This window comes from Paenibacillus residui (assembly GCF_042677205.1).
Classification (GTDB): Bacteria; Bacillota; Bacilli; order Paenibacillales; family NBRC-103111; genus Paenibacillus_L; species Paenibacillus_L residui.
The window spans coordinates 70,507-94,366 of record NZ_JBHTIU010000048.1; the positions used below are offsets into that span (position 1 = coordinate 70,507).

21 protein-coding genes and 1 pseudogene are annotated in these 23,860 nt (G+C 50.3%); 12 read left to right on the forward strand and 10 right to left on the reverse strand.

Annotation, left to right across the window (positions count from 1 at the left end):
* Positions 1 to 62 precede the first annotated feature (62 nt).
* Positions 63 to 1,343: a PDZ domain-containing protein gene (locus tag ACFQ03_RS15250; RefSeq protein WP_144934223.1), complete on the forward strand. Its 1,281-nt coding sequence runs from the start codon at positions 63 to 65 to the stop codon at positions 1,341 to 1,343.
* Positions 1,344 to 1,427: 84 nt separating this feature from the next.
* Here ACFQ03_RS15250 and ACFQ03_RS15255 read toward each other — a convergent pair whose 3' ends face one another.
* Both ACFQ03_RS15255 and ACFQ03_RS15260 read right to left on the reverse strand, forming a co-directional pair.
* Complete coding sequence (locus ACFQ03_RS15255) at positions 1,428 to 2,177, reverse strand: OmpA/MotB family protein (protein ID WP_144934221.1); 750 nt, start codon at positions 2,175 to 2,177, stop codon at positions 1,428 to 1,430.
* Positions 2,161 to 2,952, reverse strand: a complete 792-nt coding sequence (locus ACFQ03_RS15260; protein WP_144934219.1) for a flagellar motor protein — start codon at positions 2,950 to 2,952, stop codon at positions 2,161 to 2,163. Before ACFQ03_RS15260 ends, ACFQ03_RS15255 begins: the two co-directional genes overlap by 17 nt.
* A gap of 217 nt (positions 2,953 to 3,169) precedes the next feature.
* On the opposite strand from ACFQ03_RS15260, the gene uvrB reads away from it, so the two are divergent.
* The 3 genes from uvrB (at position 3,170) to ACFQ03_RS15275 (ending at position 8,549) form a co-directional block, all read left to right on the forward strand.
* On the forward strand, positions 3,170 to 5,167 hold the full coding sequence (gene uvrB / locus ACFQ03_RS15265; RefSeq protein WP_144934217.1) for an excinuclease ABC subunit UvrB: 1,998 nt from the start codon (positions 3,170 to 3,172) through the stop codon (positions 5,165 to 5,167).
* Positions 5,168 to 5,254: 87 nt separating this feature from the next.
* On the forward strand, positions 5,255 to 8,140 hold the full coding sequence (gene uvrA / locus ACFQ03_RS15270) for an excinuclease ABC subunit UvrA (RefSeq protein WP_379289209.1): 2,886 nt from the start codon (positions 5,255 to 5,257) through the stop codon (positions 8,138 to 8,140).
* Positions 8,141 to 8,330: 190 nt separating this feature from the next.
* A complete protein-coding gene (locus ACFQ03_RS15275) occupies positions 8,331 to 8,549 on the forward strand; it encodes a hypothetical protein (protein ID WP_144934213.1) in 219 nt (72 codons plus the stop codon).
* A 255-nt stretch (positions 8,550 to 8,804) separates the two neighbouring features.
* On the opposite strand, the gene ACFQ03_RS15280 is transcribed toward ACFQ03_RS15275, so the two are convergent.
* The 6 genes from ACFQ03_RS15280 to ACFQ03_RS15305 all read right to left on the reverse strand — a co-directional run bounded on the left by ACFQ03_RS15280 (position 8,805) and on the right by ACFQ03_RS15305 (position 16,763).
* Positions 8,805 to 9,773, reverse strand: coding sequence for a sugar phosphate isomerase/epimerase family protein (locus ACFQ03_RS15280; protein ID WP_379289211.1), 969 nt, complete (start codon positions 9,771 to 9,773; stop codon positions 8,805 to 8,807).
* 151 nt (positions 9,774 to 9,924) lie between these two features.
* Positions 9,925 to 11,079 carry an MBOAT family O-acyltransferase gene (locus tag ACFQ03_RS15285; RefSeq protein WP_379289213.1) on the reverse strand — a complete coding sequence of 385 codons (1,155 nt, stop codon included), beginning with the start codon at positions 11,077 to 11,079 and terminating at the stop codon, positions 9,925 to 9,927.
* 98 nt (positions 11,080 to 11,177) lie between these two features.
* On the reverse strand, positions 11,178 to 12,110 hold the full coding sequence (locus tag ACFQ03_RS15290; protein ID WP_379289215.1) for a hypothetical protein: 933 nt from the start codon (positions 12,108 to 12,110) through the stop codon (positions 11,178 to 11,180).
* A gap of 14 nt (positions 12,111 to 12,124) precedes the next feature.
* A complete protein-coding gene (locus tag ACFQ03_RS15295; protein ID WP_144934205.1) occupies positions 12,125 to 13,324 on the reverse strand; it encodes an aminoacyl--tRNA ligase-related protein in 1,200 nt (399 codons plus the stop codon).
* Between the two features lie 5 nt (positions 13,325 to 13,329).
* On the reverse strand, positions 13,330 to 13,581 hold the full coding sequence (locus ACFQ03_RS15300) for an acyl carrier protein (RefSeq protein WP_144934203.1): 252 nt from the start codon (positions 13,579 to 13,581) through the stop codon (positions 13,330 to 13,332).
* 32 nt (positions 13,582 to 13,613) lie between these two features.
* A complete protein-coding gene (locus tag ACFQ03_RS15305; protein ID WP_379289217.1) occupies positions 13,614 to 16,763 on the reverse strand; it encodes an FG-GAP repeat domain-containing protein in 3,150 nt (1,049 codons plus the stop codon).
* 231 nt (positions 16,764 to 16,994) lie between these two features.
* Here ACFQ03_RS15305 and ACFQ03_RS15310 point away from each other — a divergent pair, with 231 nt between their 5' ends.
* Positions 16,995 to 17,579, forward strand: coding sequence for a hypothetical protein (locus tag ACFQ03_RS15310; protein ID WP_144934199.1), 585 nt, complete (start codon positions 16,995 to 16,997; stop codon positions 17,577 to 17,579).
* A gap of 174 nt (positions 17,580 to 17,753) precedes the next feature.
* Here ACFQ03_RS15310 and ACFQ03_RS15315 read toward each other — a convergent pair whose 3' ends face one another.
* Complete coding sequence (locus tag ACFQ03_RS15315) at positions 17,754 to 18,146, reverse strand: hypothetical protein (RefSeq protein ID WP_144934197.1); 393 nt, start codon at positions 18,144 to 18,146, stop codon at positions 17,754 to 17,756.
* Positions 18,147 to 18,278: 132 nt separating this feature from the next.
* A complete protein-coding gene (locus tag ACFQ03_RS15320; protein ID WP_144934195.1) occupies positions 18,279 to 18,506 on the reverse strand; it encodes a hypothetical protein in 228 nt (75 codons plus the stop codon).
* Between the two features lie 214 nt (positions 18,507 to 18,720).
* Here ACFQ03_RS15320 and ACFQ03_RS15325 point away from each other — a divergent pair, with 214 nt between their 5' ends.
* The 7 genes and pseudogenes from ACFQ03_RS15325 to ACFQ03_RS15350 form a co-directional block, all read left to right on the forward strand.
* The gene (locus ACFQ03_RS15325) at positions 18,721 to 19,761 is read left to right on the forward strand and encodes an ABC transporter ATP-binding protein (protein WP_144941766.1); all 1,041 of its coding nucleotides are present in this window, start codon (positions 18,721 to 18,723) and stop codon (positions 19,759 to 19,761) included.
* Positions 19,748 to 20,458 (forward strand): ABC transporter permease, encoded by a 711-nt coding sequence (locus ACFQ03_RS15330; protein WP_186328524.1) that lies wholly within the window; start codon positions 19,748 to 19,750, stop codon positions 20,456 to 20,458. The genes ACFQ03_RS15325 and ACFQ03_RS15330 overlap by 14 nt, the downstream gene beginning before the upstream one ends.
* 12 nt (positions 20,459 to 20,470) lie before the next feature.
* Positions 20,471 to 21,868, forward strand: coding sequence for a GldG family protein (locus ACFQ03_RS15335; RefSeq protein WP_379289221.1), 1,398 nt, complete (start codon positions 20,471 to 20,473; stop codon positions 21,866 to 21,868).
* The gene (locus tag ACFQ03_RS15340) at positions 21,865 to 22,863 is read left to right on the forward strand and encodes a DUF4340 domain-containing protein (RefSeq protein WP_379289223.1); all 999 of its coding nucleotides are present in this window, start codon (positions 21,865 to 21,867) and stop codon (positions 22,861 to 22,863) included. The genes ACFQ03_RS15335 and ACFQ03_RS15340 overlap by 4 nt, the downstream gene beginning before the upstream one ends.
* A gap of 467 nt (positions 22,864 to 23,330) precedes the next feature.
* Positions 23,331 to 23,459, forward strand: a complete 129-nt coding sequence (locus tag ACFQ03_RS15345) for a MerR family transcriptional regulator (protein WP_379289230.1) — start codon at positions 23,331 to 23,333, stop codon at positions 23,457 to 23,459.
* Positions 23,460 to 23,530: 71 nt separating this feature from the next.
* Positions 23,531 to 23,646, forward strand: a pseudogene (locus ACFQ03_RS25900) (IS607 family transposase); the annotation flags it as partial.
* On the forward strand, positions 23,606 to 23,860 hold a 255-nt coding region (locus ACFQ03_RS15350), incomplete at its 3' end, for a helix-turn-helix domain-containing protein (RefSeq protein WP_379289225.1). The pseudogene ACFQ03_RS25900 and the gene ACFQ03_RS15350, both read left to right, overlap by 41 nt.

Sequence of the window (23,860 nt, forward strand, 5' to 3'; positions counted from 1 at the left end):
GAATTTGTGAAGAAGGTCGGTTTGCACCGCCTTCTTATTCTTTTCTATTAAGGAGAAATGGAATGAATCCTTGGGTTGATTGGGGAGAGCAGATTGTCCGTGCAGTGGCTCAGCTTCTGCTGAATCCTCTGTATTATATAGGAATCGCCTTTATTATCCTTCAATACCGCCGGCAAATTTCGTTGGAGCGCAAACTATTTCATTCCCGCCTGCATTCCTTAATAGGCGAAACTTGGCGGACGCTGCTATGGGGTTGGCTGGCGGGCATAATGGCATCGGTTCTAATGCTCCTGTTCGGAGTGACGCTATCCCTCCAAGCAATGCTGCTGATTTGGGGGATATCGCTCCTGCTGATGCTGGTGCGGGTCCGTTATTTTTGTATTGCCTATTCTGTCGGGATCATAGGTCTTCTTCATTCCCTGGCACTGTTCGTCCCAAGCGCCGTTGACTGGCCTTGGGCAGGCTGGATATTTGCTACCGCATTATCGGTCAATATCCCATCGCTGCTAGCGTTGGCCGCGATTCTGCATTTGACGGAAGGGCTGCTGGTGCGGTGGCAAGGCAGCCGGATGGCAACGCCTCTCTTTATGGAGAGCAAACGAGGAAAGCTGGTAGGAGCCTACCATCTGCATGGATTTTGGCCTGTCCCCCTGTTTCTGTTAGTTCCTTCCGAGACGGGAATAAGCCATCTGCCGTGGAATCCATGGTTTGTGGAGGGCGGAGCAGCCGGCTGGGGAATGGTCGCTTTTCCCGCGCTGATTGGATTTACGTCATCCACGATCAGCAAGCTTCCCTATCTGAAGGCGAGATTCGATTCGACATTATTATTGGGTTACTCGGTGCTTGTTCTCTGTGCTGCCATCGGAAGCTACTATTGGGAGCCGCTGATCCTGGCGGCCTCCTTGCTGACCTTGCTGCTGCATGAAGGGATGATTGCTTATTCCAACAGTCAGGAGGAAACGGCCCACCCGCTCTATGTGCATGATACCCGGGGCTTGAAAATATTGGCCGTCCTACCGAACAGTCCTGCAGCCGAATCAGGCATCCGGGCCGGAGAAATTATTCGTAAAGTAAATCAGCGGAAAGTGATAACGAAGGAAGGGCTTCATCTTGCGATGCAGTTGAATCCAGCTTTCTGCAAGCTGGAAATTATCAATTTGGATGGGCACTCCAAGTTTGTCAGCCGGGCTATGTTCGCAGGGGAGCATCATCAGTTAGGACTGATTCTCTGTCCGGATGATAAGGCCGTATATTATGTGGAACAGAAGCCGGCTTCGATTTTTGCATATTTCCGCAAGAGAGACAACAGGCTTCGCAGCAATCCTTCCTCCGCCTCCTCTTGAGGGCGGATTAAATAATGAAGCGGACAGGAAGACATTGTAACTTCAGCGTCTTCCTGTCCGCTTCTTTTCAATCGAGTAACGATATTATCTGAGTACGATGATCTCCACCCGCCGGTTCCTTTGTCTATTTTCATCGGATGTATTAGGAACGATAGGCTTGGTATCCGCATAGGCGGTAGAGAGAAACATGGATTCCGGCAGTCCGGCCTCATTCGTGAAGTACCGCAGTACGGACAGCGATCTTTCGGAGCTGAGTCTCCAGTTATCTTTATAATAAGCACCGGTCGCCAGCGGCAAGTCGTCGGTATGTCCTTCGATGCTTATTTTCGTATTCAAGGTCGGGAACAAGCTGGCCAACTTTTCGAGAATCGGATAGGCGTTTTCCCTGAGATCAGCCTTACCTAAATCAAATAGCAGCAAATCATTCAAGGTAATGGCAACGCCTCTTGGGGTGTCGCCTATGGACACGGTGTCTTGCAGCTGTTCTTCTTCAATGTATTCATTGACAATCTTCATCAAGTCCTGAAGGCCTTGCTCTTTCCGCTTATCCATTTCCTCCAGGAAAGCCTCGAAATCCTTAAGGTTGCCTTCTTTTCCTTTGCCTGAATCCATTCCGCCGATGACGCCGGATCCTTGTTGTAGAACCGAGTCCCCTTTGCTGCTGAACTGCAGATGCAAAGTTTGTGCCAGATCGTTATATTTGGTTTCATCGACCTTGCTCATAGCGTACATAATGACAAAGAAAATGAGCAGCAGCGTTATCAAGTCCGCATATGTGATCAACCATCGTTCATGATTTTCAGGAACCTCCGGCTTCTTACCTCTCCTCGCCAAATTCTCCACCTACTTCCGCTTTTGAGTTTTTCTTTTGATGAAGGAAGGAGGTCAGCTTTTTGCGAATTAACTGAGGATTCTCACCTGCCTGTAGTGCCAGGATGCCTTCCAGCATCAGCTCCATAGTGGAAATCTGCTCTTTGCTGCGAACTTTAATTTTGTTGGCTATCGGCAGATAGGCAACGTTTGCCGTGGCTACCCCATATAGAGTGGCGGCGAATGCAACGGCAATCGCGGGACCTAGGGAATCCGGATCGCTGAGGCTGCCGAGAACGTGAATAAGGCCCATAACGGTACCGACAATCCCCATTGTCGGAGCGAATCCTCCGGCCGATTCGAATATTTTCGCGTATCCTTCGTGGCGGGCTTCGAGCGCATCCATCTCCAGTTCCAGAATTTGGCGGGTCAATTCCGGATCCGTTCCATCGATAACCATCATTAATCCGTCTTTGAGGAATGGATCATGGTATTCGACAGCTCTTTGCTCCAGGGCAAGAACACCTTCTCTTCGAGCAATAGTCGCCATCTCCACAATGTCGTCGATAATGACTCCTGCTTCTTGCTTCTGTTCTTTAAAAGCCATCCCCATCGCCTTGGGCAGTTCCTTGAGCTTGGACCAGGGGAAGCTGACGATGACCGCGCCGACGGTTCCGCCAACGACTATTAATAAGGCACTGGGAACGAACAAGGCGCTTAAATGACCGCCATCCCATATATAACCCATAATCAGTGCAAACAAGCCCACAATTAGCCCAATAATTGTTGTCAAATCCACGATAGATACCACTCCTAGTTCAGCTTATAATAGTTGGGAGGATAAGGAACCAATCTTGATTTGCAACTCGGTTGCAAACAAGGTATAATAGTAGGAACAAACATTCCTATATTTCAACACATGATAAACGGCAGTTGCCGTTTTCTATCCTTTTTATCGACCGCCAATGTGTAAAAGTTTAGAGGAAATCGCATTCCGAATTTAACGGAGGATTCTTATGAGCGATCTCATATTAAGCAATAAGAAATTTGAGCTGGTCTCCGACTTCCAGCCGCAGGGGGACCAGCCGCAGGCCATTGAGAAGATTGTGCAAAGCATTCAGAGCGGGAGAAGACATCAGACCCTGCTCGGAGCGACCGGAACCGGTAAGACGTTTACCGCGGCTCAGGTTATTGCGCGGTTGAACCGGCCGACTCTGGTCATTGCCCATAACAAGACTTTAGCGGCACAGCTTTGCAGTGAATTCAAGGAATTCTTCCCGAACAATGCCGTAGAATATTTCGTAAGCTACTACGATTACTATCAACCAGAGGCTTATATTCCCTCTTCCGATACTTATATTGAGAAGGATTCGAGCATCAACGACGAAATTGATAAGCTTCGGCACTCTGCTACAAGTGCGCTGTTCGAACGGCGTGACGTCATTATCGTGGCGAGCGTGTCGTGTATTTATGGACTCGGTTCTCCAATGGAGTACCGGGATCTTTTGCTTTCCTTAAGAGTAGGAATGGAGCTGCCGAGAAATCAGATATTGCACAGGCTGGTGGATATCCAGTATCAGCGCAACGATATCAATTTTGTCCGCGGCACCTTCCGGGTTCGCGGGGATGTGGTCGAGATTTTCCCGGCCTCGCGCAGCGAGCATGCGGTGCGGGTAGAGCTCTTCGGGGACGAGATTGAACGGATTACCGAGATTGATGTGCTTACGGGCGAAATTCTCGGCGAGAGAGAACATATCGCGATCTTCCCGGCTTCTCACTTTGTCACGCACGAGGACACGATGAAGCGGGCGCTAGTTGATATTGAACGGGAGCTGGAGGAGCGGCTGGCCGAGTTTCGTAGTCAAGGCAAGCTACTCGAGGCGCAGAGACTTGAACAAAGAACCCGCTACGATATCGAAATGATGCAGGAGATGGGCTTCTGCTCGGGAATCGAGAACTATTCCGGGCCGCTTACGTTCCGCGAGCGGGGAGCGACGCCGTATACGCTGTTTGATTATTTCCCGGAGGATATGCTGGTGGTAGTCGATGAGTCCCATGTCACCCTCCCGCAAATTCGTGGAATGTATAACGGAGACAGAGCCCGGAAGGAAGTACTGGTGGAGCACGGCTTTAGGCTGCCGTCGGCGCTGGACAACCGCCCGCTCCGTTTTGAGGAATTCGAGAGCAAGGTTAAACAGGCGCTGTACATTTCGGCGACTCCGGGTCCTTATGAGATCGAGCACTGCCCGGAAATGATCGAGCAAATTATCCGTCCTACCGGATTGCTCGACCCGATCATTGAGGTAAGGCCAACCGAGGGTCAAATTGACGATTTAATCGAAGAGATCCAGGAGAGAATTCGGAAGGACGAGAGAGTGCTCGTAACGACCTTGACCAAGAAAATGGCCGAGGATTTGACTGATTATTTGAAGGAAATCGGGATTAAGGTTCGCTATCTGCACTCCGACATCAAGACGCTTGAGCGGATGCAGATCTTGCGGGATCTGCGGGTCGGAACATTCCACGTGCTGGTAGGTATTAATCTGCTGAGGGAAGGCCTTGACTTGCCGGAGGTCTCGCTGGTTGCTATTCTGGATGCCGACAAGGAAGGGTTTCTGCGTGCGGAGCGTTCCCTGATCCAGACGATCGGCCGTGCTGCCCGGAACTCGGAAGGCAAGGTTATCATGTACGCGGATAAATATACGGACTCGATGACTAAAGCAATCCAGGAGACCGAACGCCGCCGCGCGATTCAGATCGCCTATAATGAGCGTCACGGAATCACTCCACAGACCATCCAGAAGAAGGTCCGCGAAGTGATTGAGGCAACGAAGGTAGCCGAGCAGAAAGCCGATTATCTGGCCGAGGTAAGGGCCGACAAGATGTCGAAGAAGGACCGCGCGGCACTGATTGAGCGGCTGGAAGCGGAAATGAAGGAAGCCGCCAAGAGTTTGCAGTTCGAACGGGCAGCAGAGCTGCGGGATGCCATTCTGGAACTGAAGGCTCAATCCTGATACGATTTACCCGCCTGAGGTTAGTGAAAGAAATAGCCAATGTGTTTTGATATAGTGGAGAGGGCATTCCTTAAGAGGAGGATTCACATGGCAAGTGATCATATCGTCATTAAAGGGGCGCGAGCCCATAATTTAAAAAATATCGATGTCACCATTCCGAGAGATCGGTTCGTAGTTCTGACCGGGTTAAGCGGCTCAGGCAAATCCTCTCTCGCCTTCGACACGATCTATGCGGAGGGACAGAGAAGATATGTCGAGTCTCTGTCCGCCTACGCCAGACAATTTCTCGGACAAATGGATAAGCCGGATGTCGATTCCATTGACGGACTATCTCCTGCGATTTCAATCGATCAGAAGACGACGAGCCGGAATCCTCGCTCTACCGTAGGGACCGTAACGGAGATTTATGACTATTTGCGTCTGTTGTTTGCCCGTATCGGCCGTCCACATTGCCCTGTGCATGGGGTTGAGATTACGGCGCAAACCATTGAGCACATGGTGGACCGGATTATGGACTATCCGGAACGGACCCGATTGCAAATCTTAGCCCCTCTCGTTTCCGGGAGAAAGGGAGAGCATGTAAAGCTGCTCTCGGATATTCAGAAGCAAGGATTCGTCCGTGTTCGTGTAAACGGAGAGATCAGGGAACTCTCCGAGAAGATCGAGCTGGAGAAGAACAAGAAGCATTCTATTGAAGTGGTGGTCGACCGCATTGTCGTCAAGGAGGGGGTAGAAACCCGCCTCGCTGACTCGTTGGAGACGGCACTTAAGTTGGCGGATGGCCGAGTGCTGGTCGATATTATAGACCAGGAGGAGCTGCTGTTCAGCCAGAACCTGGCCTGCCCCGAATGCGGGTTCAGCATGGAGGAGCTCGCTCCGCGCATGTTCTCCTTCAACAGTCCGTTCGGCGCTTGTCCGGAATGTGACGGTCTCGGCAACCAAATGATCGTAGACCCGGACCTGCTTGTCCCCGATCCTTCGAAATCGATTGAGGATGGGGCGTTTGCCGCATGGGCGGGGAGCACTTCGAATTATTACCCGCAATTTTTGGCCGCCGTATGCGAGCACTTTAATATACCAAGAGAGGTTCCGGTATCCGAATTAACCGATGAACAGATGAAGATCATTCTCCACGGCACGAATGGAGAGAGGGTTCGTTTTCGCTATGAGAATGAGTTTGGAAGGTCGAAGGAAGCGCTGGTTCCCTTCGAGGGGATTATACACAATCTGGAGAGAAGATATCGGGAAACCGCATCCGACGGAATCCGCGAGCATATAGAATCCTATATGAGCGCCAAGCCATGCAGCAAGTGTAAAGGGGACCGCCTTAAGCCGGAGTCTCTGGCGGTAACCATCAACGGCAAGAATATAGCTTATGCGACTCAACTCTCGGTCGGTGAAGCGCAGCAGTTTTTTAGCGATTTGAAATTAAGCGAGAAAGAACAGACGATCTCCAACTTGATTCTGAAGGAAATCAATTCCCGGTTGGGCTTTCTCGTTAATGTCGGGCTGGATTACCTGACATTAAGCCGGTCGGCAGGAACCTTGTCCGGCGGAGAAGCCCAACGGATCCGGCTGGCTACCCAAATCGGGTCCAGTCTTATGGGGGTGCTGTATATTCTGGATGAGCCTAGCATCGGTCTCCATCAACGGGATAACGACCGCCTCATTAAGACACTGGAGCATATGCGGAATCTGGGAAATACGTTAATTGTTGTCGAGCATGACGAGGATACTATGCTGGCCGCCGACTATATTATCGATATAGGTCCGGGAGCGGGTATTCATGGCGGACAGGTTGTGGCTCAAGGAACGCCTGAGGAAGTGATGAAGGATGCGAAGTCCCTGACGGGCCAATATTTAAGCGGCCGCAGATTCATTCCGGTACCTCTGGAACGCAGGAAGCCCAATGGCAAGTGGCTCGAGGTCAAAGGCGCTAAAGAGAACAATCTGCGAAGCGTTAACTTAAAGGTTCCGCTTGGTACTTTCACCTGCATAACAGGAGTTTCCGGCTCCGGGAAGAGCACTCTCATTAATGAAATTCTGTATAAAGCCTTAGCGAGAGATTTAAACGGCGCCAAAGTAAGGCCAGGTTTTTTTAAAGAGATCAAGGGACTTGAGCACGTCGAGAAGGTCATCGACATTGACCAATCTCCGATTGGCCGGACCCCCCGTTCCAATCCGGCGACATATACTGGTGTCTTTGACGATATTCGGGACGTATTCGCTGCAACAACGGAAGCTAAGGTTCGTGGATACAAGAAGGGGCGGTTCAGCTTTAACGTCAAGGGAGGACGCTGTGAAGCCTGCCGTGGAGACGGGATAATCAAGATTGAAATGCACTTCCTTCCGGATGTTTACGTTCCTTGTGAAGTGTGCAAAGGCAAGAGATACAACCGGGAAACCCTGGAGATTAAATATAAGGGGAAGAATATTGCCGAGATTCTGGAATTGACTATCGAGGATGCCTGCGAGTTCTTCAGAAATATTCCCCGAATTCATCGCAAGATTCAAACCTTGCTTGATGTAGGACTGGGCTATATGAAATTAGGCCAGCCTGCGACAACCTTGTCGGGCGGAGAAGCCCAGCGGGTGAAGCTGGCTGCGGAGCTGTACCGGAGGAACACCGGCAAATCCATCTATATCTTGGACGAACCTACGACTGGCCTTCATATCCACGATATCGACCGTCTGCTCAAAGTCCTTCACCGATTGGTGGACAACGGGGAATCGGTCATTGTCATCGAGCATAATCTCGATGTCATCAAGACGGCGGACTATATTATTGACCTGGGGCCGGAGGGAGGTAACCGCGGAGGGACGATAATTGCTCAAGGGACGCCGGAGCAGGTTGTGAAATCAGAGCAGTCGTATACCGGGAAGTATTTGAAGCCTATTTTGGAGCGGGATAGAAAACGCACGGAGGAAGCTTCCACTGAACCTTATCTGGAAAAAGAGGATGCGATCGTATAATCCGACCTTCAAGAGACTAAACCGTAAAGCCTGTATGAGATCTGTGCACTTTTGGTTATAAAGGATAGGAGTGCCATAGATCGATTATAATAAAGGTGACAATGTTGTTACAGTTCAAATAAAGGACTTGCAACATTGCTTCTCAGAAGATAACATAAGATAAGATAAGGTATGATAAGGAGGACTATCGATGTTTCTGGCAGAAGGGGCGGAAGCGGCTGCACAATCCACCAGCACATTTACTTTTTTTGATATTTTTGTCTTGATCATAACGGTTATTATTGCTATCGGTCTTGTGAGACTGCTGGCAGCACCACGCAAGAATTTATTCGCTATCGGATTCACAGTTATCAGCTTAGGCGTGTTTGTATTCATGGACATCGTTATGATTAAAGGCTGGATGGGCTGATGCCCGCTTTTCATCCAGCGGCAATGAACACATAGAAGAACCCTTTAATCTTTACAGATTAGAGGGTTCTTTATTTAAATATAAGAAAGTATAAGTTTCACCTTATACCTGATCTTATATTTCATCGGTAAACGCGCCCGTCCAAAGGACGGCGATAGTCGTTTATCCTTGATAGACAATATGGGTTGCTTGCAAAAGTAGAGTAAGAGAGCCCGCTCGCTTTACCTCGAGAGCCTCATAATAGATCTGCTCTCTTTACACCCACCACATCTCCGTTAACGGCTCCTTGATAAGCACCTGTTGAAGGTTTTGCACAGCTTTGGTAAAGCCTTCATCGATCGACATCAGGCCATCCTCATGTTCGATGCTGACAACATAATCGTAGTTGACCAGACGAAGAGCGCTGATAATGTCTGCCCAGGTTTTCAGATCGTGGCCGAAACCGACGGTGCGGAATTGCCATGCCCGATCCAGCATCCGGGTATAGGATTGCATATCGGTAACTCCGTGCATATTGACGTTGTTCGTATCCATCGAAGTATCCTTCGCATGGAAATGGTGGATCGCTCCGGCTTTGCCGAGAATAAGAACGGCCTGCACCGGGTCAATTCCTTGCCACCACATATGGCTGGGGTCGAGGTTGGCTCCAATCGCTTCCCCTGCAGCCTCCCTAAGACGGAGCATCGTAGCCGGAGTATGTACGGAGAAACCGCCGTGCAGCTCCAAGCCGATCTTCACATTCCGTTCAGAGGCGAATTTACCAACCTCCGTCCAGTAAGGAATGACTTTATTTTCCCACTGCCACTTCAAAATTTCCTGATAATCGTTAGGCCAAGGGGCGACCGGCCAATTCGGGTATTTTGCATCCTCGTGGTCTCCCGGACAGCCGGAGAAGGTGTTGACTACGGGGACCTCCAGCTTTTCGGCAAGTTGAATCGTTTTCGTTATCAGTTCTTGGGCTTCCTTGGCCACCGGCTTCTGAGGATGAAGCGGATTCGAATGGCAGCTCAGGGCACTGATTATTAATCCCCGCGATTCTACGGCCTGCTTGAATTGCTTAAGCTTGGCTGCATCGTTAAGCAGAACATCAGGATCGCAGTGGCTGTTACCCGGATAGCCGCCGGTTCCGATCTCGACCGCATCCAATCCTTTGGACGCAATGTAATCCAGGGTTTCTTCCAATGGCTTCTGCGAAAATAGTACTGTAAAAACTCCCAATTTCATACTGGGCACCTCCCGTGATAATGTGAAGCTGAAACAAGGATTCCGCGGATACCATAAGTAGCTGGCGAAACTACCCGGTGCATAGAATCCTCTATCGTCTAAGGTGTTTACAGGTTGGGGCAAATCAAATTCATTATATCATCCTCCTCTGTCAAAAAGAAGGAAAGGAAAGAAGACCATTGTAGATTTTCATTACGATGTCGATGTTTCCGGAATAAACGATGACCGAGATGGCGACCAATATTTGAGTGCAGACCACACGGAAATAATAGTAGGTTTTCGAGGACTTCTTCTTGTTAACCAGGGACAAGCCGAACAGGTTTTCCAACGCCATCAGGCCGCCATGGTAGAGTCCGTATAGAAAGTAAGGCCAAGTATAACCGTGCCAAAGTCCGATCAGCGTCATAATTAACAGGGACAAGTAGGCGCCGGTCCACTTGGAGATCGCTTTGCGTGAGAAGAACATGAAGATATGCTCTCGAAACCAATCCCCCAAGGATGCGTGCCAGTTGCGCCAAAACTGCGTCATGGATGGAGACAGGAACGGCTTCTTGAAGTTTTCCGGAATTTGATAGCCGAGCAGTCGTCCGAAGCCGATGGCGATGTCCGAGTACCCCGAGAAGTCGACGTAGATCAACAGATAGAACCAGAACAGCAGGAAGATGGAATGGTAGAACAATAGTTCCTGTCCCGCTATATAATCAAAGACGGTTCTCATGTAAAAGGCGACGACGACCGCTTTGAACAAGCCGAGAATAATCCGCTTGACGGACGACTCGATTAACGCCGAATCCACCGTGTAAGGCTTCTTGCTGTCTGCAATAAAATCGCGGAATCGCAGAATCGGGCCGGAAGTGAAGGTGGGGATAAACAGAATAAAATTGGCGTAATCCAGAGCCGGAACTTGCCCATCCCTGCGGAAAAAATAGGCGAAGTAATAAGCGTCGATTACCTTCAGCACATTATAAACCAGTCCGATCGTGACAATCAGATTGGCTATCGGATGCTCCAGCCAACCATATTCCATAAACCGGGTCAGCGACACTATACCGATGTTGGCGGCAATGAATCCGATGAACCAGGCCAAACGGGCGAAGGTAACCCGGCACAGCAAAGAATAGCCCAGATAATTCAGAACCGTATAAGCGGCATAGAACAAAAAAAGCTTGTAGTTGAACACAAGCAAAAAGCCACAATTAAACAGAAGGAGCAAAATGCGTTTGTTATCCTTCCATAGGCGGGTCAGCAGCAGGGCAGCAATCATGCCGGCCAACCCCATCATCGAGTATATATTAAAGTAAAACATACTTTACGGCTCCCTCGCGATCAGCTAAAACCCTTCATAGATAAAGACGCCCTTCCCGCTAAAATGGATGATGACCAGGACGAGCATAGCCAGATAGATCAGGATTTCGGCGGTTTTTCGAAGGAAAGAAGCCATTGGTCCACCTCCTTGGTAAAGAGAGGAGCTCCCTGCTCACGGTTAATATGAACCAGATCATGGAAATACTGCGGCTCGAAGCTATTCAGCAGATCCAACACAGGAACTTGATGCTCGGCCAGAATCCGGTCCACTTCCTTCTTCAGCTCCGGCATATATCCGGGAAGGGGGTATTCGGGATTATACGGCATCCAGATGACCTTCAATTCTAGCTGTTGTTTATCGGCGTAATTCATTACCCATTCCAAAGCGTTAAGGTTTTGCTGGAAGTCAGGCATCCTCATATAATTAAATTTCTGCTCGTATTTCTCCCAATCCGCCTGCTTGCTGCCGGGCCCTTCTGCCGGCTTGATTCCGTAATACAGCATCTTGTCGTTCCAGGCCCAATACTCGAACATCTCCTCCGGCTTCCGCTCGCGGAGCGAGGTCACCATCTGCTTCAGCATGCCGATCCCGGCCTCCTTGAAATAGTCCCGGTACTCGTAAAGGTAGGGCTGATACTTCTTCGAATTCCAGGGATAGGTCGGATCGGTTTCCAGCCGGTCCAGCATCGTATGAACGTCGATACCGATGACAAGCTCGTCTTCGAAAGTATACAACGAACGCTCGATAATTTGCTGCAGATCGGTTATTTTTCCGTAAGACAGGCCCATCTCCACGAGGGGATAGCCGGCCTGATCCTCGATATAGGCTCCGGTCACCGCCGAATTGCCGAAGAAAACCCGGCCGGACGTTTCCCAGTTATGCTGGGACAAGGTTTTAGTAAAATCATTCTTGCGGAATCGAAGCGAATTCGTTAACGGATCCCAGCGAGCGACCAGCCAATCCGTCAGCAGGAAGGCGGCGAGCAGTCCAAGAATGAACCCGTTTTTTCTAAGGAACGAAAGGACTCTCACGTCAGTTCATCTCACTATAATGATTTTTCTTTCCAGGCTTCATATTGCTCGCGGAAGCGTGCCGGCCATCCGGATTCCTCAAGCCCGAACTGGGAGAGAAAGGCGAACACCCAGCGCTCTATGCCGAAACCGACGCATCCCGTTACCGCGTTGCGCTTGCCGACCTTAATATTAAAGGCGCTGCCGAAGGTATTGCTGTGGAAGTTGACCGAGCTGCATGCGATCGACTTGTTTAAATAAGGAATGGTGAGCCGAAGCTCATACTTCATTTCCTGATTGCGCTGGAAGGAGGCTTTCACTTGAAAATCGTTCGTGAAGAAAGGATCGTTAGCGACCTCGAGGTAGCTGTCAACCTCCCACTCCCGGGCCAAATCCTGAATATATTCCAGGGACTTCAAGCGATTCTCCTTGACGTAGTCCGGTTTGCCGACGAATACAATCTCCCTCATGCTGAAATCCAGAAGCCTTCCGAAATCGGTATGGTTCCTGGATTCGAACCGGTGACACTTCGATATGGCTGTAACCGCCAATCCGTCTCCTTCGATGGTTTCTCCTTGAAGCCCTTCATAGCAGTGATAGCAGGTGGACGGATTCATAGCGAACCTGGGCTTGGGCATATTAGCATCCAACGCGAGCGGGGCATCCTGCTTCCACCCGCCGGCTTCGCGAACCGATTGGGAGAAGCCTTCAATAACATCCAGGTCTTCACGCAGGTGGGTCAGAAAATGAATATGCTCCGGAAAGGAGGTAAAGTGGTTCGTCTTATTCAGAGTATCGCAATGAATAACGGCCGGGTAAGATTCCTCCGTGACACCGAACGGCTTCGCCACCTTCGTCACAAAGGCATAGTCCATAAATCTCATCAAACTGGAGAAGGGCTCGCGGAAGATAAACAAGCCGGGCTCCAGCACCTTGATCGTCTTGGCCTGGACAAGCTCTGCGATGATATCTCCGTTGTAAGGAAGAGGACCGCGGTTTTCGAACAGGCGGTTTTCCTTGAAGCCGAAGTCCCCTTTCGAGAAACGCTCGATCAACCGCTCCAGCCGCTCGGCAATCACATCATTACCAAGCGGAGAGTGGTGTACAAGAAGCAGCTCTTGACGAGCCTCGTCCAGACGAATTTCTTCAATATGCTCATCTACAAAAGCGGAAGCGTATTTTAGCTGTCCGTACTGGCCCGGGTCTAACCGTTTCAGTGATACGATGCATTCCATTTCGCTCACCCCGCTAGTTTATTGTGGATAAATTCGGCAATTTCATTAATGGTGTTCAAAGGGTACAGCATCAGGTCTTGATTGGTCACTTCGATTCCGTATTTTTTCTCAATATGGGCAATAAGAGCGGTAGCCCCGATCGAGTCGATGAACCCGTAGTCGAATAGATGAACATCAACCGTAAACTCATCGTCGTCCGGATCGATTTCATAGCGTTCGCGAATATGCTCTTCCAAGTGGCGGACGATTTCTTCCATATCAGTTCCTCCTGATTAATAAGAATGGGTTCTTACTCCCACCGAACGATGATCTCAGAGGCATCACCGTATCGGGTAATGGTATAAGTATGTGCTTCAGCATCTTCTTCCAGCTTCAAATCGTTTCCTTCGAACTGTACGGGCACAGGGCTGTACAGCTTGAATTGCTGCATTCCGGCCTCCAGCAGCTTGATGGTCCATTGCTTCTCTCCTTTGTCGATCTGAAGGGGAACATTGGCCCGAATCAGATGGACCGGGTCGCTCTCCCAACTGATCTGAAGCTTGGTCGGCCGGCTCAGCCCGGTGTAGAGGGTGCCGTCCTTGCTGTAGAAAATATCGGAATCGACCTTCAGCGGATGTCCCGCCAACGACGAGCCGGATTCAATCCGGACCCCGAGCGTATCCCGGTAAGCCCCGGCCTGAGACGGGATTCCGGAAGAATCGGCCGTGATTTGCAGCGTTCGGTGAACGCCCTTGCCGAGAGTATCCTTGATCCGGTCCAGCAGGTACATTCCCCACGATTGGCGAACCTCCACCCGGGCCGTCAACGTCGCGAGGAAGGAGCGGGCCATCTGCGGCTCGGAGACGAAATTATAATCGTGCTCGGTCCGAACCCGATCGAAATATTGGACGAATTTCTCGAAATTCGCTTTCTTTCCTTCGAAGTACTCAATATGCTCCATATAGTTGATCGGCATGTCCAACTGAATAATCGATTGATAGATATCCAGAGTAGAGGACGCCGAGCTGCTATCGTAGATGGGAGAAGGTGTATACAGCACCATCGGATGCTTCAGCTCCGGATCCATCAACAGGAAAGGCACTCCCCACATATAGTCGAGATACGAGCGGGGATCGCTGGGCACGAAGGAAGGCCTGAATCCGAAATTAAACCAGATGTCCTGATGGTTCTCGTTGCGCAGCGTCTGCAGCCTGTCCGGATGGTTAATTCTCCAGGTATGCTGGTTGGTCCCGGTATCTGTCCACGGAATGCCGAGCTTGTCGAAAGCTTTGCGGTGCAGCTCGAGCTCCAGCTTCTCCTGTTCATCGCTAATAAAATTATGAAAGAACACGTGCGGATACAGTTCTAAATGATTTTCCCGGGCATATTGTAAAAACTGCTGCAGCTCATCGGCGTATGGAAAATCGGGATCGTCGATGGTCACCGGAATACCGAATTCCACTTGGCCGACGAGCAGATCGTCTATGCCGTCTCCGTTAATATCATACCATAGTGGTACGGAATTATGGCCTCCGACCAAGGCGTGATTGCCGGCCGGATTCAGCTTGTCGCCGACCAGTGGTCCTTGGGCGGTCCAATGATCTCCATCACGCACGAACAGCTTGATGTCTCCTTCATTGCTGCCGACCAGCAGGTCCAGCCGGCCGTCGCCGCTCATATCGCGGAGCGCAGGCGCCGCGAACCGGTCGACCGCGCTCACGAGCACCTCGCCGCGCTCGAACCGCAGCGGCTCTCCGGCGATGCCGCGATACCGGCGGACGTCGCCGTTCCCATCCCCGACAACCAGGTCGGGGATGCCGTCACCGTCGACGTCCCCCCAGGCCGGCGCCGCGTAGGACGCGACGACGAGCGGGGCGCCGCCTGCCATCACCGGCGTGGGCGGTGCGAAAGTGCCGTTTCCTTGGTTCAAGGAAACGAACACCGCACCGTGCTCATCGCCGATGAGCAGGTCGGGGCGCCCGTCGCCGTCGACGTCCGCCGCGGCGATCGCGGCATAGCCGGAGGCGCGGAGCGGTTCGCCGCTCGGCGTGAGCAGCGGCTCCGGCGCGCCGAAGACGGCGGGCGGCTCAAGCCCGGGCGGCAGCGGCTGGTAGTCGTAAGCGTCCGGGTTCATCCCTTCGTTGGGATACCGGTAGATGAACCCGTCGGCGCTGCCGACCAGCAGGTCCGCCCGCCCGCTGCCGTCAAGGTCGGCGAAGGCCGGATACGCGCGGTAAGGAAGCTCGATCGGCTCCGAAAGCTGGACATATTTCGGGTATTGGGCGAGCTTCAACGGCTTGCCTTCGCTCAATAGCTTCGCTCCGCTCCCGTAGAAGGAGTTCACGTATTCTCCGATGAACTCTGGCTTCTCCTGGGTGCCCTTATTGATGTGAATATTGATAGATTCCCACCATTGCCCCCAATCATAGGAGCCGCGAACGACCGAGAACGAAGGAAGCATGTTGTACTGCTTAAGCATTTCCGTCCATTGAATAGCCTCGAGATCGCGGAAAGCGGGCAGCGCTTCGTAATGGTTCTGGAAGGCCATGGCCGGGCGCCCGTACGGTCCCAATACTTTAGTGATGGAGTAGCCGTACTTTTCCTTACTTATATAAGAAAGAAATTGTCCCCGAAGCTCGTAATTGGCCGCGGCGAACGAGAACTGAAAATAGGGCTCCACGGGAAGCCGGTAGCGGTTGAAATAGGCGGTCCCGTCCTCCGTCGAAGGGCCGTTATATTGTGCGGCCAACTGCTCGAATCCGGCTTGCGGATCCATGCCGCTCTGCAGATCGAAGCCGGTAATGAAATACCGGTTCGGCAGGAAAGCGCTGGTCAGCAGGACCGAGCCTTGATCCACATGATTCAGCGTCATGACCGGAACCTCATTCAAGGTTACGATCGTCTCCGCAGTGCTTGGAACGAGGCCGTATCCCCAGGCAAAGCCGGGAAGCCTGTCCATTCCGGAATGATTCAGGAAATTATCCGCGTATAAGCGGAACACCGTCTGCATCCCGCGGATAGATTCCGTCACCTCAGGATATTGGAACTGCGGGGCGGTATTCTCGGGAAGCTCGACCAACTGCTCCGCACCCAGGAACTCTGGCGGAAACTCTGCGGCAAACCCGTTCTCCAGAAACAGGTGGCCTCCCTGACGGACATAATCCATTAACGCTTCCTTCTTGGCTTGCAGAGATTCCGATTTTAACAAATGAACATCTAAATAAATAGCATCAAATTTAGCTAACTGTTTGGAGCTTAGGTCCGATAACCCGCGCTGCTCCACCCGGACATTCGCAGCTAGCGTCTGTTCGAAATTACCCCAGGCGGACAAATCCGTATCGCTGCCGTTTGTCGCATACAGCAGACGGACCTCCTCCACGCGATTAATAAAAAAAAGAGCGGCAATGAGGATGACCAGAACACTGCCGACAACTGCAATGATTCGTAAAAAGGATTTCACGGGAGTTTCCTCCGTCTCTAAAATGTCACAAGTCATTATAGCATTTTTCGCGAACATTGTTAACAAACGTCGAATAGAGGCGGTAACGGATGAGAGGAAGAGCAATGGGGGAATAATGACAATAAACTTTGTAACATTTTCGTAATAGGTGGAACGAAATCCATCCTGCTGCCGTCTATATTAGTAACATGGCAGGGAGTTTGAAAGGAAGTCATAAGGGGGCTTATTGAAATGAAAAAGATGGTCGCGTCTGTCGCAATCATGTCGGCATTGATTATATCGTCAATCGGAGCAGCCAAGGCGGCCGGATGGATGGAAGCATATCGTCCTTATCCGGCGGTAATCGGAGCCCTGGGCGTTGAGGCGGGAGAAACGATCGGGGTTGTTAACAACCTGCCCCAAGCGGTCAACAGAATGCCGTCTGACCGGATCGCATCCGAAGCCCCCTTTAATATAGCAGGACCGGACGACCTTAAGAAGATGGTACAGCTCGGCATGGCCAGAGAAGAAGTTCAGAAGCGGCTGGGACCGGCTTACGCCGAATTTTCCAACAATCTGGACGGTACACCGGTCTCAAGGTATGATCTGGTTCACGGAGCCCTGCTTTCGCCGGACGGTTCAACGATTAATGGGGATGAGGTCGATATAGAAGGGCTGAAGAAAGGTGCACTGCAAGCCCAGTTGTATATAAATTGGAATGCGGAGGGAACCCGGGTCAGCCGGTTTACGGTGTTTTATTCCGACAATGACCGGGCGGTAGTAGAATATCGCGTATTCTCGGATGGGCAGATCAGAGAGATGAAGATTTCCGGGTAAATGGCTGCAGGTTGAGCATTGAAGGACTAAGTTGTGCCATTGTAATTCGGTGATCTGAGAAGCTTGACGGGAAGATTTCGAGCGGCCACGTGTAATATCAGGGCCATGAGAATACAAAAACACGCTAACTGTTCAGGCAGCAGCGTGTTTATAATGACCGATAGCCGGACAAGTCTAGTTTTTCTTCGTAAATAATTGTTTATCGAAAAAGACGAGAAAAGCGAATAACAGCATTCCGATCAGAAGAACCGTCCCTCCGCCGATGAATAATCCGGTTGTGAAGCCGTTGTAGGCTTTGTTGTACAGCAGCATGCCCAGGGGCAGCAGCATGGCGCCGAGCATGGAAAGTATGGCCTGGACCTTAGCCAGCTTGAGCTTCTGCGGCTCGGGAAAAACATAATAGAAAATTCCATATGCAAATAACGACAGCCATCCTACCACAAGAATATGCGAATGCACCGGAATAAAAGAATAGTCCTTACGCCCGGCCATGTCCGATCCGAGTAAGGCTCCCATAACGGAAAAAACCACCGCCACGCGAATCATCCACTTACTGTAAGTTATCATCGCTTGATCGACTCCATTTCCATATAGCTCGTGTCTATATCTATCCGTATTCTCGGTCTCAATATTTCCAAGCGGAGCGCGTCTCTTTCGATTCGCTGTCATTCTTATATCAGGTCCAATACCCTGACCCTATCATTCAATGCGGAAATCGCATTCTTCCCTCAAATAATATTCCTTGCTGTTTCGGGCGTCGGCAAAGCGAATGACGACGCAGTCCGGAGTGATCTTCTCAATAATCCCCCCCTCATCCAATAAAGCATATATGTCATCCGCTGTTTTAGTCCACACGGATACTTTGCGTTGAAGCAGAGCTGCTGCAAACAATTCCATGTCTGTAGTCAGCGATTTAAAACTGTACATTGCGGTCACCTCTAACTCATTAGTTCGCCAAGAGTCGATCAGTTCCTTCCGTGCTCCGTAAAAGTTGCGAAAAAATATTTATGAGCTTTGACACAAAATTGACACATCTTTTTAAGCTTAGATTTAGGAGAAATTAAGGTTTGTTTATTGTTCTCCTTTTATATTCGGTTTGTATTTGCTCGAAGGAAGTTCAAATGACAGGGGAGGGTTACTGGTGCTCGAAGTAAATCGGGTTAGCAAGATATATGAAAATCGCAGAGGTGTCCATGAAATAGATTTTACGATGAACCGGGGAGAAATCGTCGGATTCCTGGGGCCTAACGGAGCAGGCAAAACGACCACGATGAGGATGATCACCGGTTACTTGAATCCGACTTCAGGAAGCATCCGAATCGACGGGCAATCCATGGCGGACCATCCCAGGAAGGTTAGACGTAAAATCGGATATTTGCCGGAGACACCCCCCCTTTACCCGGAAATGTCCGTGGCTGCTTACTTGAAATTTGTAGCCGATCTGCGGGAAATCCCCCGTCAGGAGCAGAAGGCCCGGATCGGCGAGGTGGTAGACAAACTGGGACTGCAGGGCAGAGAGAAGCAAATCATTCGCAGCCTGTCCAAGGGCTACAAGCAGCGTGTCGGATTGGCGCAAGCCATTTTGCATAAGCCGGACCTGCTTATTTTGGATGAACCGACTTCGGGTCTGGATCCCAATCAAATTATTGAGATTCGCGAATTAATCCGTGAATTGGGGGAGAACCATACGGTGCTGCTGAGCACCCACATTCTGCCGGAAGTGAATGCGATCTGCAACCGGGTGCTGATTATCAATCAAGGCAAGGTCGTGCTTGATGATCGGCCCGACCAGATCGCTCACTCGATGGGACAAGCCTTCCAAGTAAAGCTGGAGATAAGAGGGCCGCTTGATCGCGTTAGAGAAGAATTGGAACGGATGGAAGAAGTGGAAACGGTGCAAGTCATCAACGATAAGGCTGCCGGGGAAGAACAGGAGGCCGCGGTTCAACTCCTGGTTTCCTCCAGAGATCGCGAGGATATTCGGGAAGGGCTCTTCTTCCGGATGGCCGCTCTGGGCTATCCCATTGTAGAGATGCGCAGAGAAAGCTTGAGTCTGGAAGATATTTTCGTCAAGCTTACGACCGAGGAAGACGGTTCGGGCGAGAATGCCGGCGATCAGATCGGCCGGACAGAGGATGCGCCGGAATCGGAGTCGGAGGTGAATGACAATGAGAAAAATTAGTGCCATTTGCCGTAAGGAGCTGCAAATGTATTTTTATTCACCTACCGCTTATGTAGCGTTTGCGTTTTATTTTCTGGTCAGCGGTCTGATGTTCAGTCTGGATTTCCTTAGTTTTCCGATTGTGGACGTAAGGCCTTTGTTAGGCAGCCTTCTCATTGTCTACTTGTTCACTGTTCCGCTCTTGACCATGAGACTGGTTTCCGATGAGCTGCGGCAGGGGACGGATGAGCTTCTCCTTACTTCTCCGGCCTCCGTATGGGAAATTGTACTGGGCAAATATGCGGCCGCTTTGACCGTGCAGCTGGTTCTCGTGGTCGGTGCGCTGATCTATCCTCTTATTCTGTCTGCCTTTGGAGACCTGGATCAGCCGGTACTATGGCTAACCTATTTAAGCCTGTTCCTGTTGGGGGCAGCTATGATGGCTGTCGGACTGTTCGCTTCCACCTTGTCCTCTCATCAAATGGTGGCGGGGATTATCGGGTTCGCGATGCTCCTCGGTCTATGGATGATCGATTGGATCGGAGAAAGCTTGTTCTATTCCTCCAAGGAATGGTTCGGCCTATTCTCCATCGTCGGCCGGCTGTCCAATTTTAATAAAGGGGTTTTGGACTGGGCGGATGTGCTGTTTTACGTGACCTTGGCTGCCGTATTCATAGTATTGAGCGTACAAGCGTTGGAAAGAAAGCGCTGGAGATAAGGGGGAAGAACCGTGAAAAACAACTGGATTAAAGGGACCAATGCGACTGTTCTGTCTCTGGCCGTAGTCGGCCTGTTCATCTTGCTCACGATCTTCCTTCACTCGATTAATGGATTGCAATGGGATTTGACGGAAAATAAAAAGTTTACGTTATCGGATCAGACGGTCACGACGCTTAAAGGGCTGGATAAACCGGTTCATGCGGTAGCTTTTACTTCCCAGGACCCTTATATGGACCGGCAGGTGGAGGATCTGCTGCAGGAATATCAGAAGAGAAGCAGCCAATTTACTTATGAAATCATTGATCCCGTGAAGCAGCCGGCGATCGCACAGCAATACAAGATTAACCAATATGGTACAATTGTATTCGAAAGCGGTGGCCAGACGAAGAATGTATACAGTCATGAGCTGTTCGGCTACGGATCGACGCAAGGCTCTTACGCGTTCAGTGGGGAGGAGAAATTCACCCAGGCTCTGGTCAGTCTGTCTTCCGATGAGAAAAGGAAGCTTTACTTCTTGACGGGGCACGGAGAAATGACGAGCAAGCAGCTTCCATCGTTTGTTTCCAGCCTGCAAGGGGAAGGCTACGAGATTCAAGATTTGAATCTGGTGCAGGAGGCGCAAATTCCTGAAGATGCGGATTCCATCTTTGTTCTCTCGCCGCAATCCGATCTGTCCGAGGCGGAGAAAAATCTGCTTAAGCCTTATGCGGAAGGAGAAGGTCGGCTCCTGATCACTTTGGACCTTGCGCAAAACATGGAGCAATGGGCCAACTGGAACGATCTTCTGGGGACCTATGGGGTCACCAACGAGCATGCTTTGATCATAGAATCAAAACAGACTCTAATAAGTGATCCGTTCACAATTGTCCCTCAATACCAGTATCATACGATTGTCGATAAGCTGAAAAATGAAAACCGGATTGCCGTCTTCCCGGGCGCCATAGGGTTAAGCATCGATGCTTCTAACGAAAAGTGGAGCTCGACGGCTCTGCTGAAAACATCGGATAAAGCTTATGGCAAAACAGATTTGGGGCTATTCGCGTCAGGCCAGATTCGGATGGAAGACCTGAACAAAACGGATGCTGACTTGAACGGCCCCATCGATTTGGCTTATGCTATCGAAAATAGTGAAGGCCAGCCGCGGGCGGTTATTATTGGAAACGGGGTCTTCTTGTCCGATTCATTGCTGAACCAGCAGGGGAACCGGGACTTCATCCTGAACAGCGTCGGTTGGTTGAACGAGCAGGAGAGCTCCGTTACGATCCGGCCCCGTGAAGAAGCACAGCTTCAGCAGGCATTCATTACGGCTTCTCAGGCCAACACGATTTTCATAGGGACGGTAGTTGTTATTCCGCTTCTGTTCCTGGTAAGCGGCGGATTGATCTGGTGGAGGAGGAGACGGGGATGAAGAAGTTTATTCCGACGCTGGTGCTGGTTATCCTATGTATATCCGGGTTCTGGTATGCGTCCTCTCAAAACTGGTTTAAAGAGCCGGAGGACAATAAAACGAAAGAACTGGTTTCCATAGCGGCAGATGACGTGAAAGAGATCAAGATCAGCTCTCCGGAAGGCGAGACGGTCCGGCTTGTTAAAAGTGATGGCGGCTGGACCATGAGTGAGCCGATGGGATATCCGGTTAACCGGTTTACGGTGGAAAATTGGCTTTCAACATTTACATTGCTCCCCTATAACGAAATGGTTGAAGAGAATGCGGAGGATCTAAAGCCGTTTGGCTTTGAATCCCCCGCTCGTCAATTCGAAGTATCGCTCAAGGACGGATCGGTTATCACTGTTGTGGTAGGCAGCGAGCTTCCGGTAGGAGATGGATATTACGCCAAATTGGGAGACTCTAACGCCGTCTATTCGCTGGCCGGAACTTCGGTGCAGGGCTTGGATAAGCAAACGCTGGACTTTTTGGATAAGAAGGTTTTTAAAGCCGAGTACAATAAAATCAATCATCTTTCGTTCACTTGGAAAGGGGAAAGCTGGCAGTTGGATAAGCTGGAGCCGGACAAGACCGCCTATGAATCGAAATGGAGCCTGAATGGGCAGGAATTAGAGGCTAATGCCGGAAGTGCGGTGTTGGACAAACTCACCTTGATTGCTACGTCTCAATTACCCTTGCAGGCAGGCAGTCTCCAACTGGAAACACCTGAGCTGAGGGTGGAGCTTAAGGAAGGAAAGGGCGAGGAAGAGAAGACAATCCGCTTCGTCGGCCAGGTAAAGGATGATCAATTCCTGGTTGTCAGAGAAGGCGATGAATGGGCTTATTCTATTAATGAGGCGGATTTGAAAGCGTTAATGGATAATGTCGAGCAAGCCCGGGCTTCAGCGGCGGAAGCAGCCAGCGGGGAGAATACGGATGATACTCCGGCGGAGCCGGCAGAAGGGAACAAGGAATGAAGTGATGATGAATCCGGGTGATTTACCCGGTTTTTTTCTTTTTAATCATGCAGACGAGAAATTAAGGGGCGGACAAGTTTGCGCTATCAATGGAATTGCTTGTTTTAAACGATCAAGTGGGAGTCAAGGGCAAGGTTACGTTTGACTATTTTCAAAATGACTTGATTGGGTTAGTTACCGACTTCTAATTAGGACTGAAAAAGAAAAAATAGTACTATTTTTGGGAAAAAGCATGTCAGAAGGAGTCATCGGGTTGAGAACGTTTGTTCCGGATAGTATAATGTTCTAAGAACGATTTGACACTCCCCGGACGCTGGAATAGACTGAGGAAGAGTAGACTAGGACAGCGGATTTTGACGTTGCCGCGGAGGGATAACAACAGCTAATCAATGTCTATTAATCTTAACTCTATAACAAATGCTCTAATGTTTTAATGCTATAGAGGTGATGTAATAAAGCTGTACGGAATTGGCGACTTTTCGAAGATGATTGGCGTTACGCAGCAAACCTTGAGGATATGGGACAAGGATAAACGGCTATCGCCGTCCTTAGGACGGGCGCGTTTACCGATGAAATATAAGAACAGGTATAGATGAAAACTTATACTTTCTTATATTTTAAAAAAGGAAAGCTAAAACCCCATCATGTTAGCGCCAGTGGATACAGCGTCACCGTATTTAGTTGTCAATTGCAAGGGAACGAGCGAACAAAGCGAGAAAGATGCTCAAGGAGTTGATGGAAGATGATTCTTGCGAAAAAAGTCAGAATCAAACCGACTCCTGATCAGGAACAAGCGTTATGGCGTTCGGCCGGGGCGGCTAGGTGGGTATACAATTGGACGCTGGCTCGTCAGGAAGAAAACTATCGGAATGGCGGCAAGTTTATTCCTGGTGGGGAGCTGCGAAAAGAATTGACGAAGCTGAAGCAGACAGAAGAATATGCGTGGCTGAACGATATATCTGCCCAGACAACGAAACAAGCCGTCAAAGACGCATGT

Excerpts from the sequence above, each read along its gene's own strand:
- ACFQ03_RS15250 (WP_144934223.1), top strand. The coding sequence starts at position 63 with ATGAATCCTTGGGTTGATTGGGGAGAGCAGATTGTCCGTGCAGTGGCT.
- uvrB (WP_144934217.1), top strand. The coding sequence starts at position 3,170 with ATGAGCGATCTCATATTAAGCAATAAGAAATTTGAGCTGGTCTCCGAC.
- uvrA (WP_379289209.1), top strand. The coding sequence starts at position 5,255 with ATGGCAAGTGATCATATCGTCATTAAAGGGGCGCGAGCCCATAATTTA.
- ACFQ03_RS15275 (WP_144934213.1), top strand. The coding sequence starts at position 8,331 with ATGTTTCTGGCAGAAGGGGCGGAAGCGGCTGCACAATCCACCAGCACA.
- ACFQ03_RS15280 (WP_379289211.1), bottom strand. The coding sequence starts at position 9,773 with ATGAAATTGGGAGTTTTTACAGTACTATTTTCGCAGAAGCCATTGGAA.
- ACFQ03_RS15285 (WP_379289213.1), bottom strand. The coding sequence starts at position 11,079 with ATGTTTTACTTTAATATATACTCGATGATGGGGTTGGCCGGCATGATT.
- ACFQ03_RS15295 (WP_144934205.1), bottom strand. The coding sequence starts at position 13,324 with ATGGAATGCATCGTATCACTGAAACGGTTAGACCCGGGCCAGTACGGA.
- ACFQ03_RS15300 (WP_144934203.1), bottom strand. The coding sequence starts at position 13,581 with ATGGAAGAAATCGTCCGCCACTTGGAAGAGCATATTCGCGAACGCTAT.
- ACFQ03_RS15310 (WP_144934199.1), top strand. The coding sequence starts at position 16,995 with ATGAAAAAGATGGTCGCGTCTGTCGCAATCATGTCGGCATTGATTATA.
- ACFQ03_RS15315 (WP_144934197.1), bottom strand. The coding sequence starts at position 18,146 with ATGATAACTTACAGTAAGTGGATGATTCGCGTGGCGGTGGTTTTTTCC.
- ACFQ03_RS15320 (WP_144934195.1), bottom strand. The coding sequence starts at position 18,506 with ATGTACAGTTTTAAATCGCTGACTACAGACATGGAATTGTTTGCAGCA.
- ACFQ03_RS15330 (WP_186328524.1), top strand. The coding sequence starts at position 19,748 with ATGAGAAAAATTAGTGCCATTTGCCGTAAGGAGCTGCAAATGTATTTT.
- ACFQ03_RS15340 (WP_379289223.1), top strand. The coding sequence starts at position 21,865 with ATGAAGAAGTTTATTCCGACGCTGGTGCTGGTTATCCTATGTATATCC.